The organism is Rhodococcoides fascians NBRC 12155 = LMG 3623 (genome assembly GCF_001894785.1).
Lineage (GTDB): Bacteria > Actinomycetota > Actinomycetes > Mycobacteriales > Mycobacteriaceae > Rhodococcoides > Rhodococcoides fascians.
This window is the reverse complement of record NZ_BCWW01000006.1, coordinates 427,829-435,596: the sequence shown is the minus strand read 5'-3', so window position 1 is coordinate 435,596 and position 7,768 is coordinate 427,829. Positions and strand designations below refer to the sequence as shown.

10 protein-coding genes are annotated in these 7,768 nt (G+C 66.3%); 7 read left to right on the top strand and 3 right to left on the bottom strand.

Annotated elements, in window-relative coordinates:
* On the bottom strand, positions 1-493 hold a 493-nt coding region (locus tag RFA01S_RS15370; protein WP_303741019.1), incomplete at its 3' end, for a carboxyl transferase domain-containing protein.
* A gap of 95 nt (positions 494-588) precedes the next feature.
* Here RFA01S_RS15370 and RFA01S_RS15365 point away from each other — a divergent pair.
* The 4 genes from RFA01S_RS15365 to RFA01S_RS15350 are packed head-to-tail and all read left to right on the top strand — an operon-like array spanning position 589 to position 4,118.
* Positions 589-1,425 (top strand): biotin--[acetyl-CoA-carboxylase] ligase, encoded by an 837-nt coding sequence (locus RFA01S_RS15365; protein WP_032408192.1) that lies wholly within the window; start codon positions 589-591, stop codon positions 1,423-1,425.
* 47 nt (positions 1,426-1,472) lie between these two features.
* Positions 1,473-2,072, top strand: a complete 600-nt coding sequence (locus tag RFA01S_RS15360) for a PH domain-containing protein (protein WP_032366542.1) — start codon at positions 1,473-1,475, stop codon at positions 2,070-2,072.
* A 39-nt stretch (positions 2,073-2,111) separates the two neighbouring features.
* A complete protein-coding gene (locus RFA01S_RS15355; RefSeq protein ID WP_027496484.1) occupies positions 2,112-2,792 on the top strand; it encodes a response regulator transcription factor in 681 nt (226 codons plus the stop codon).
* A 6-nt stretch (positions 2,793-2,798) separates the two neighbouring features.
* Positions 2,799-4,118, top strand: coding sequence for a sensor histidine kinase (locus RFA01S_RS15350; RefSeq protein WP_072692103.1), 1,320 nt, complete (start codon positions 2,799-2,801; stop codon positions 4,116-4,118).
* 12 nt (positions 4,119-4,130) lie between these two features.
* Here RFA01S_RS15350 and RFA01S_RS15345 read toward each other — a convergent pair whose 3' ends face one another.
* Positions 4,131-4,685 (bottom strand): GtrA family protein, encoded by a 555-nt coding sequence (locus RFA01S_RS15345; RefSeq protein WP_032366285.1) that lies wholly within the window; start codon positions 4,683-4,685, stop codon positions 4,131-4,133.
* 167 nt (positions 4,686-4,852) lie between these two features.
* Between RFA01S_RS15345 and RFA01S_RS15340 the strand changes: the two genes are divergently transcribed.
* From RFA01S_RS15340 to RFA01S_RS15330, 3 genes are read left to right on the top strand one after another with little or no spacing between them, the layout of a single operon-like run.
* Entirely contained in the window at positions 4,853-6,106 is a 1,254-nt protein-coding gene (locus tag RFA01S_RS15340; protein WP_027496486.1) for a 5-(carboxyamino)imidazole ribonucleotide synthase, read from the top strand.
* Positions 6,099-6,611 carry a 5-(carboxyamino)imidazole ribonucleotide mutase gene (gene purE / locus RFA01S_RS15335; RefSeq protein ID WP_032391583.1) on the top strand — a complete coding sequence of 171 codons (513 nt, stop codon included), beginning with the start codon at positions 6,099-6,101 and terminating at the stop codon, positions 6,609-6,611. The genes RFA01S_RS15340 and purE overlap by 8 nt, the downstream gene beginning before the upstream one ends.
* Positions 6,608-6,997 carry a hypothetical protein gene (locus RFA01S_RS15330; protein ID WP_032372702.1) on the top strand — a complete coding sequence of 130 codons (390 nt, stop codon included), beginning with the start codon at positions 6,608-6,610 and terminating at the stop codon, positions 6,995-6,997. Before purE ends, RFA01S_RS15330 begins: the two co-directional genes overlap by 4 nt.
* Before the next feature lie 25 nt (positions 6,998-7,022).
* On the opposite strand, the gene RFA01S_RS15325 is transcribed toward RFA01S_RS15330, so the two are convergent.
* A complete protein-coding gene (locus RFA01S_RS15325; protein WP_032408103.1) occupies positions 7,023-7,733 on the bottom strand; it encodes a TIGR03089 family protein in 711 nt (236 codons plus the stop codon).
* Positions 7,734-7,768: the final 35 nt, after the last annotated feature.

Sequence of the window (7,768 nt, the reverse complement as noted above, 5' to 3'; positions counted from 1 at the left end):
CCCCGTACAACCCGAGGGAGACCACACCTTCCTGGATGCGGGCCCCGGCGCCTTCGTTGATGCCCACCAACGGCCGCCCGGTCTTGATCGCCAGGTCCATCACCTTGACGATCTTCTCGCCGTAGATCTCCCCCAAACTGCCGCCGAAGACGGTCGCGTCCTGGGAGAACACACACACATCACGGCCGTCGACGGTGCCGTAGCCGGTGACGACACCGTCACCGAAGGGGCGATTGTCACCCAACCCGAAATTCTGTGATCGGTGCCGCGCCAACGCATCCAGTTCGACGAACGAGCCCTCGTCGAGCAGGGCCGTGATCCGCTCGCGCGCGGTCAACTTGCCCTTCGCGTGGACCCGCTCCACCGCCGCCTCACCCGACGGCATCTCCGCAGCCCCCAGACGTTTACGAAGATCGGCCAATTTGCCCGCAGTGGTATGGATATCGGGTGCATCTGCCGACCCGGGTGCAGTGGAATCCTGGACGCTGGTCATGGGGCAACACTTTAACTGCGAGTGTGATCTGCGCCCCGACCGAGGGTGGTTCACGAGCCGACGTCGGTTCGTGCCGAACCCATATGCTGGTGGTCATGTGGACCAATCTGGATCGCCCACCGCTCGACGTCCGCGCACTCCGTCGAGCCTTGGTGGACGGACCGCAGGCATCGTGGTCTCGGGTGGACGTGGTGACCGAGACCGGTTCGACCAATGCCGACCTCGTCGCTGCGGCGGCAGACCGTGCGGACCGGACGGCCTTGATCGCCGAACATCAGGGGAGTGGGCGGGGCAGGCATTCGCGTCCGTTCTCCGGTGCTCCGCGATCGCAGATATTGCTGTCGATGCTGCTGAAGTTCCCGGGGATCGACCCGGCGGTGCTGGGTTGGCTGCCGCTGATGACCGGCGTGGCTCTGGTCGATGCGCTGCGTACCGTGGCCGAGGTCGATGCGCGGTTGAAGTGGCCGAACGATGTCCTGATCGGCGGTAGGAAGGTCTCGGGCATTCTGGCCGAAGTAGCCGCCCACGGACCGAGTCCGACGGTGGTCATCGGCCTGGGAGTGAACGTCTCGATGACCGAGGCCGAGCTCCCGGTGCCCACGGCGACGTCACTCGCGCTCGAACAGGCCGCGGTGCTCGATCGAGACACCCTGGTGCGTGCGATTCTGCGCGGGGTGGCCGCCGAGGTGGATTCGTGGCGGGATGCGCACTGGGATACCGAGGCGCTGGCGCACCGATACAGAGATCGGTGCGGCACCATCGGACAGCGGGTGCGTGTCGACCTCCCCGGCGGCGAGCACGAAGTGGGAACCGCTGTCGATGTGGACGAACACGGCCGGATCGTGATCGAGGTCGAACGTGCAGGCTTCGCATCGCCCTCGGTGCTGGCGGTTGCGGCCGGCGACGTCACTCATCTCCGACCTGTCTCGTGAGACCATCTTCACCCGGGCAGATCCGGCGCGAATAGTCAGGAGTGCACGTGGGTTACCCGCAGGATGCGTTGGCCGACGAGGAAGAGCTGCTGCTTCACCGTCACCCGCACTGGAAGATGTTGATTCTGCCGTCGATCACGTTCGTGCTCGCCACGGGTCTCGCCGGCGTCGCCCTCGGTGTCGCAGGTGCCCGACTCGAATCCACGGCCGCCGATGTGGCCACGATCGCCGCGCTGGTGGTGTGGGCATTGATCGTCGGGTGGCGATGCCTGGTTCCGCTCGTGAGCTGGAAGTGCACTCACTTCATCGTCACCGATCGTCGGGTCCTCGTTCGGCAGGGTGTGCTCACGCATTCCGGAATCGACATCCCCATGAGCCGCATCAGCAATGTGCAATTTCGACACGGGCTGCTGGACAGGATGCTCGGTACCGGCACCCTGATCATCGCGTCGGCGTCGGACGACCCACTCGAGTTCGACGACATTCCGCAGGTGCAACGCGTCCATTCGTTGCTCTACCAGCAAGTATTCGACTCCATGGACTTTCGTCGCGAGTCCGTTCACGATCGGGACCGAGCATTCGAGCCGATGGCCGACGATGCACCGGCCGAGTCCAAGCCCGGTTGGCGCGCGGGGAAACGCAGGTAACACAGGCTGTTCTCACATTCGAACCGTAGGGTTGCCGACGTGACCGATGTTCTGCTTGCCGAAGACGACGAAGCTATCGCCGCACCCCTCTCCCGTGCCCTCGGGCGCGAGGGCTACACCGTGACCGTCGAACAGACCGGGCCGGCCACGCTACAGCGTGCTCTCGACGGCAAATTCGACTTGCTGATCCTGGACCTGGGGCTGCCCGGAATGGACGGCCTCGAAGTGTGCCGTCAGGTCCGCGCCAACCGGTCCGAGGTGGCCGTGTTGATGCTCACCGCGCGCACGGACGAGGTCGACTTCGTCGTCGGCCTCGACGCCGGTGCCGACGACTATGTGGGCAAGCCGTTCCGGCTCGCCGAGCTGATGGCTCGGGTTCGAGCGCTCCTGCGTCGACGCGGTGCCGGCGAGGACGTTCCGATCGAGGTCGGTGCCATTCGCCTCGAACCGGCCGCCCGACGGGTGCTCGTCGGAGGTACCGAGATCTCGCTGGCCAACAAGGAATACGAGTTGCTCAAGGTGCTGCTCGATCACGCCGGTCAGGTGGTCTCGCGGGAGGTGATCCTGCGCGAGGTGTGGGGCGACGCGGAGTTGCGCGGATCCAAGACACTCGACATGCACATGTCCTGGTTGCGCCGCAAGATCGGCGACGAAGGACCGGTGGCGGAGCGTCGCATCGCGACCGTTCGCGGTGTCGGATTCCGCATCAACAGCGACTAGTCGTCGATGCGGCGTCGAATCCTGGTCTCCATCCTCGCTGTCGTCATCATGACGGCCCTGCTGCTCGGGCTGCCACTGATGTACACGGCCTGGCTGTGGGGCGAGGACTTCACTCGAAACGATCTGCAGGCACGCCTCGACCGAATGGCCGCGGAGATCATCTCGCAAGAGGGGTCGGCCGGACTGATCGAGGGTCAACTCGACATCGGTTCGCTGCGTCTGGCGATTCCGCAGGGTGGCCGCCTTGTCGTCATCTATCCGACGCCGGAGGACGCCGCGTCCCGCGCCGACATCGGGCAGGCATCCGTCCCCCGGCCACTAGTCGAATCTTTGTCGATGGGGACCTCGGGATCACTGCGGCTCGAAGTACCGTCCGACGACATGCGTTCACTGCAGCGGCAGGCGCTCGGAGCGGTGACTCTGGTGGTCCTGGCGTCCGCGCTGGCAGGAACCGTGGTGGCCGTGCTGACGGCCAAGCGACTGGCCGATCCGTTGCAGGACGTCGCGCGGCGGGCCGCCCGACTGGCCGAGGGCGACTTTCGGCCGGATCCGCGTCGGCACGGCATTGCCGAGCTGGACCGGGTGTCGGAGGTTCTCGACTCGGCCACCGTCGAGATCGCGGGCAGGCTGCAGCGCGAACACACGTTGGTTGCCGACGTCTCGCATCAACTTCGTAGCCGCCTGACCGCCGTTAGGCTGCGATTGGACGAGATCTCCACCCATCCGGACCCCGCGGTGGTCGACGAGGCGAACGAGGCGATGGATCAGGTCGATCGATTGACCCTGGCCATCGACGAACTCGTCCGCTCCTCCCGCAGCGACGGCGCCGCCGATGCGCACGAGGTATCGGTCATCGAGGAACTGACCGGCACGGTGGTCGAATGGCAGCGAAATTTCGACGATGCAGGTCGGAGTCTGGTGCTCAAGGGCGACGCCGACCTCCAGGCGTCGGTGACCGGCTCGCGTCTGCGCGAGGCCGTGTCGGTACTGGTCGACAACTCTCTGGTGCACGGCGACGGTGCCTGCACGGTTGCAGTGCGCGCCGTGTCCGCCGCCGAGGGGACCGACCGGCGGCGAGAGAAACTGGTCTGTGTCGAGGTGTCCGACGAGGGTCCAGGGGTGAGCAACGAACTGGCACCCCACATCTTCGACCGCGGATTCTCCGGAGCCGGTTCGACCGGAGTCGGTCTCGCGCTGGCCCGGGCCCTGATCGAGGCCGACGGCGGACGGTTGGAACTACAGCGCAGACGGCCGGCACTGTTCTCGGTGTTCCTGCCCGCTCGGCGCGAATCGTCGCCCGCGCTCTCGCGGCGCGAACCACGCTGACCGAATTGGGGGTCAGTCGAGCGCGTTCGATGCGTCGGTCGGATCCCCGTTGCGCTCGGCGTCCACTTCCAGGATGGTGCGCGCGTTGTCCTCGGGAAAAGCGAAGCGACGCAGCGCCCAGAAGCGGAACGCCATCTGGAGCAGGTTGCCGATGATGTAGTTCAGCACGAAGTCGATGACGACCACCATCGTCAGCGACTCGTTGGTGTCGCGGATGTCGAAGATGTTGTTCGCGATCCACAGCGGACCGGCGGCGATGAGCACTCCGATGCCGCTGATGGCGAAGAAGAGAAGCGCTTCGTGGTGGCGTTCGCGCCCGCCGCGGTGCTTGAAGGCCCACTCACGGTTGAGGAAATAGCTGAGCAGGGTGGCGAGCACGCCCGAGATGATCTTCGCGATCACCGGCTTCTGCTCGAGCACCGTCAGGCTCAGCGAGTAGAAGATGACGAGGTCGAACACCATCGTCGTACCGCCCACGATGGCGAACTTGATCAACTCGCTGTGCCGGATCGCAAGGTCCCTGATGGGCTTGGGTAAGCGCTGAAGCACGCTGTCGATCGTCGGCACAACGGTGAAGTCTACGAAACGAACGCCCGATCCGGCGAACCGACGCTCTGTTCATCAGCGTTTCCACAGTCTCGACGACAGTGTTTCCACGGTCTTCGCGACAACGACGACCGCCGTGCGACTGCCGGTTCGGCCCGAACCGGCAGGACATGACACCATGGTGAGCCGTGACAGGTACCGAACCGCGCCCCACCGCTGCGCGCCCGTCGTCGACCGGAATGCCCGTCGTGACGATGATCGGCGGAGGTCAGCTGGCCCGCATGACCCATCAGTCGGCCATCGAACTCGGCCAAACGCTGCGCGTGCTCGCCGCGGGCGCAGACGAGCCGGCTGCTCAGGTGAGCCCCGACGTCGTGTTCGGGCTGCACGACGACCTCGATGCGCTGCGCACGGCCGCGACCGGATCCAACGCCCTGACCTTCGACCACGAGCACGTGCCGACCGAGCACCTCGAGACCCTGGTCGCCGAGGGCGTCAACGTCCAGCCGCCACCGAGCGCGCTGATCTTCGCGCAGGACAAACTGCGCATGCGTCGCAAGCTCGAAGAGCTGGGGGCACCCGGACCGGCGTACGCGGAGGTGTCGTGGGCGCAGGACGCCATTGCGTTCGGTGACGAACACGGGTGGCCGGTTGTCCTCAAGGCGGTCCGCGGCGGCTACGACGGCCGCGGTGTCTGGATGCCCGCCGACGCCGAGGAAGCCGAAGAGATCGTCACTGCCCAGCTCGACCTCGGTGTGCCGCTCATGGTCGAGGAGAAGGTCGCCATGCGCCGCGAGTTGTCGGCGATGGTCGCGCGATCGCCGTTCGGTCAGGGTGCTGCGTGGCCCGTCGTACAGACCGTGCAACGACACGGACAATGCGCGGTGGTTCTGGCCCCGGCTCCCGACCTCGACGAGGACGTCGCCACGTACGCCGGTCGGCTGGCGCTCGATATCGCGGGCGCCCTCGGCGTGGTCGGAGACCTCGCGGTCGAGCTGTTCGAGACCACCTCGGGCAAGCTTCTGGTGAACGAGCTGGCCATGCGGCCGCACAACTCCGGTCACTGGACCATGGACGGCTGCCGCACCTCGCAGTTCGAGCAGCATCTGCGTGCAGTGCTGGACTACCCGCTGGGTGACACCGATCCACTGGCACCGTTGACGGTGATGGCGAACATCCTGGGTGCACCCGAAGCGCCGGAGATGACGATGGACGAACGCCTGCATCACCTGTTCGCCCGCATGCCCGACGCCAAGGTGCACCTGTACGGCAAGACCGAGCGGAAAGACCGAAAGATCGGCCACGTGAACATTCTGGGCGCGAGGTCCGGATCGCTCGGCGACCCGGCCTACGTGGCGGCCGTACGTGAACGAGCCGAACGTGCAGCGCACTGGATGTCGCACGCCGAATGGACCGACGGATGGGACCCGCACCATGACTGACGAATCCGGTACCGCCGTCGTAGGCCTGATCATGGGCAGCGATTCCGACTGGCCGATCATGGAGGCCGCAGCAGAAGCGCTGGCGGAGTTCGGTATTCGTTTCGAGGTCGGCGTCGTCTCCGCGCATCGCACCCCTCAGCGGATGCTCGACTACGCCCGCGAGGCCGCCGGTCGCGGAATCAAAGTGATCATCGCCGGTGCCGGGGGAGCGGCGCACCTGCCGGGCATGGTGGCGTCGGCGACGCCACTGCCGGTCATCGGCGTTCCGGTACCGCTGAAGTATCTCGACGGCATGGACTCGCTGCTCTCGATCGTGCAGATGCCCGCCGGTGTGCCCGTTGCGACGGTCTCCATCGGTGGTGCTCGCAATGCGGGGTTGCTCGCCGTGCGGATCCTGGGAGCGTCCGATCCTGTTCTGCAGCAGCGGATGTCGGCCTTCCAGGCGTCTCTCGAGGCCATGGTTCTGGACAAGGACGCGGCACTGCGAACCACGCTGCTGGGATGAGTGCCGCGGCGTCGCGGCGCGAGCAGATTCGACGAGCCGGCCGCGGCAAGTGGCAGTCGGTGTCGGTGACCCGGCTGGCACTGCGCTACGCGCAGCTGTGGGGCGGAACGGCGCGTTTCGACGACGAGTTCTCGATCTTCGTGTGTTCCGGCCTGCGCGGCGGATTCGGCCGCGGCGGAACCACATTCGGTGGGGCCTACCTGACGGCGAACAACACCGCCCGTCGGGTGCTGCGGCACGAGGCGATTCACGCCGACCAGTGGGCGAGGTTCGGGCTGACCTTTCCGTTCCGCTACCTCGTCGAGGAAGCGCGTCACCGCGGCAGCGCCAATCGGTTCGAGATCGAAGCGGGACTCGCGGACGGCGGCTACCGCCCGACCGGATGAGTCTGCAACTCGGTCGAGCGCAGTCTCAGTCGAGGGTCGTCGTGACCTTTTCGGTGTCGATGCGTCGTTCCTTCTTGCTCTCGTCGGAGTTGGCCACCTGTACCAACGATGCTCCGGCCGCGAGCACCGAGAGCAGTCCGTCGATCAACTCGTCGGCGGTGGTCCAGGATGCACTGGACAACACTCGATCCGCGGCCGAGAGAGAACGGGCCTCGGCGCGTTCTCTCGCTGCGGCGAGGACGTCGTCCACCGAGCGGCCGTCCAATGCCGCGGCCCCGGATCCGGTTGCCCTGAATTGGTCACCGTGTACGCGAACCGAGGTGGCGTAGTCGGTCATCCCGACGGGCAGATCGGGGACTGCCTTGCCGAAGGCATCGAGCGAGAGCGCCAGAACTTCGTCGACGTCGGGCGCGTCCTCGAGGCGGTCGCCGTGCACCAGCGCGAGATCCGCGGAGTCGTCTGCACCGAGCACCACCTCGCCGCCGGTCCACCAGATTCCCAGAAGTACGGCAGCGGTCTGCCAGTGCGCCGGCAACAGCACGCACACGCGCGCGCCCTGATCGAGTGCGAACTCGTCACGGAGCAGGTTGGCAGTCTTGGCCGCCCAATTCGCCAGTGTCACGGCGGACACCTCGACCCGCTCGCCGGTGGCATCGTCGTAGTACGTGATGCGGGGACCGGCCGGGTCTGCCGCCAGGATCGGCTCGAGCAGGGTTTGAGTCAGGTTCGAAGCCACACCACGACCCTAGTCGACGCTGACCCGCCCCGATC

What these genes read in the sequence shown, in the direction of transcription:
- RFA01S_RS15365 (WP_032408192.1), top strand. Translation starts at nt 589, where the DNA reads ATGTGGACCAATCTGGATCGCCCACCGCTCGACGTCCGCGCACTCCGT.
- RFA01S_RS15350 (WP_072692103.1), top strand. Translation starts at nt 2,799, where the DNA reads ATGCGGCGTCGAATCCTGGTCTCCATCCTCGCTGTCGTCATCATGACG.
- purE (WP_032391583.1), top strand. Translation starts at nt 6,099, where the DNA reads ATGACTGACGAATCCGGTACCGCCGTCGTAGGCCTGATCATGGGCAGC.
- RFA01S_RS15330 (WP_032372702.1), top strand. Translation starts at nt 6,608, where the DNA reads ATGAGTGCCGCGGCGTCGCGGCGCGAGCAGATTCGACGAGCCGGCCGC.